Source organism: Verrucomicrobiota bacterium (assembly GCA_016871675.1).
Taxonomy (GTDB): domain Bacteria; phylum Verrucomicrobiota; class Verrucomicrobiia; order Limisphaerales; family VHCN01; genus VHCN01.
Window position 1 is genome coordinate 1 of record VHCN01000147.1, and the last position, 1687, is coordinate 1687.

1 protein-coding gene and 1 pseudogene are annotated in these 1687 nt (G+C 67.1%); both read left to right on the plus strand.

Annotation, left to right across the window (positions count from 1 at the left end; genetic code table 11):
• Positions 1–95: pseudogene (locus tag FJ386_15515) on the plus strand (preprotein translocase subunit SecG).
• Between the two features lie 329 nt (positions 96–424).
• Entirely contained in the window at positions 425–1663 is a 1239-nt protein-coding gene (locus tag FJ386_15520) for an LL-diaminopimelate aminotransferase (GenBank protein MBM3878095.1), read from the plus strand.
• The last annotated feature ends 24 nt before the right edge of the window (positions 1664–1687 follow it).

A 1687-nucleotide genomic window follows, 5' to 3' on the forward strand; every position in this document is an offset into this window, starting at 1 on the left:
GACAAGCCGCAAGCGGCGCAGCCGCGCCCGCCGTCACGCCACCGGCCGCCGTCGCGCCCGCCGCGCCCGCCACCGGTCAACCGGCGGAGACCACCAGCACGCCGAAGCCCAACATCCCCCCTCCCGTCACCCTCGAGGCCCTGACCGCGGCGTTGCAAACCTACATGCAGGTCAGTTCGGATTATCCGAAAGACCTGCAGGTCCTCGTGGATCGCAAACTCATCCCGCGCCTTCCCGCGCCGCCGCCCGGCAAGAAATTCGCCATCGATCGCCAGCACGTCCGCGTCATCCTCGTGGACCCGTGAGCGCCCGCGCTCCGCTTGCCACGTCCACTCCCATCCGCTACGGTGCGCCCGCTCGTTCCGGGATCGCGCCCCTCCTGAACACTGAATACTGACCTGCTGAACACTGACGCTCTCCACAAATGGCCCAACTCAACGACCACTACCTCAAGCTCAAGGCCGGCTACCTCTTCCCCGAAATCGGCCGGCGCGTGAAGGCGTTCTGCGACGCGAACCCCGACGCCGCGAAGCGGCTCATCCGATGCGGCATCGGCGACGTGACCGAACCGCTCCCGCCCGCCGTCATCGCCGCATTGCACAAGGCCGTGGATGAACAGGCCGACCGCGCGACCTTCCGCGGCTACGGACCCGAGCAAGGCTACGAGTTCCTGCGCGCGGCGATTGCGAAGAACGACTTCCGCGACCACGGTCTCGACGTGGCCGACGATGAGATTTTCGTCAGCGACGGTTCCAAGTGCGACACCGGCAGCATCCTCGACGTGCTCGGCGCGAAAAACAAAATCGCCATCAGCGACCCGGTCTATCCCGTTTACGTGGACACGAACGTGATGGCCGGCCACACCGGCGAGGCGAACGACGCCGGCGCCTACGCCAAGCTCGTCTATCTCCCGTGCCGCCCCGGCAACGGCTTCGTGCCCGAGCCGCCCAGGCGCCACGTGGACCTCATCTACCTCTGCTCGCCGAACAACCCCACCGGCGCCGCCGCCACGCGCCCGCAACTCGAGGCATGGGTGAAGTATGCGCTCGAACACAAGGCCATCATCCTCTTCGACGCGGCCTACGAGGCCTACATCGCCGACCCGGCGCTGCCGCATTCGATCTACGAGATTCCCGGCGCGCGCGAATGCGCCATCGAGTTCCGCAGTTGCTCGAAGAACGGCGGCTTCACCGGCGTGCGCTGCGCCTTCACCGTCGTGCCCAAGTCGCTGCTCGCCCAGACGAAGACCGGCGAGTTCAAGCCCCTGCACCCGCTGTGGAACCGCCGCATGGCGACGAAGTTCAACGGCGTGAGCTACATCGTCCAGCGCGCGGCCGAGGCGCTCTACAGCGACGACGGCAAGGCGCAGGTGCGCGCGCTCATCGGCCACTACATGGGCAACGCCGCCGTGCTGCGCGCCGGCGCGAAGAAGGCCGGGCTGAAAGTGTTCGGCGGCGTGAACGCGCCCTACATCTGGGTCAAGTGCCCGAAAGGCGTCACGAGTTGGGCGGCCTTCGACAAAATCCTCGGCGAGGCCAACGTCGTCATCACGCCCGGCAGCGGCTTCGGCTCAAAGGGCGAGGGCTACTTCCGCATCAGCAGCTTCAACAGCCGCGCCAACGCGGAGGAAGTCGCGCGCCGGTTGCCGGAGTTGAAGTGGTGACGCGCCGATGCGTCGAAGTCACAT

Coding starts and splice junctions, on each gene's coding strand:
- FJ386_15520 (MBM3878095.1), top strand. CDS start 425: ATGGCCCAACTCAACGACCACTACCTCAAGCTCAAGGCCGGCTACCTC.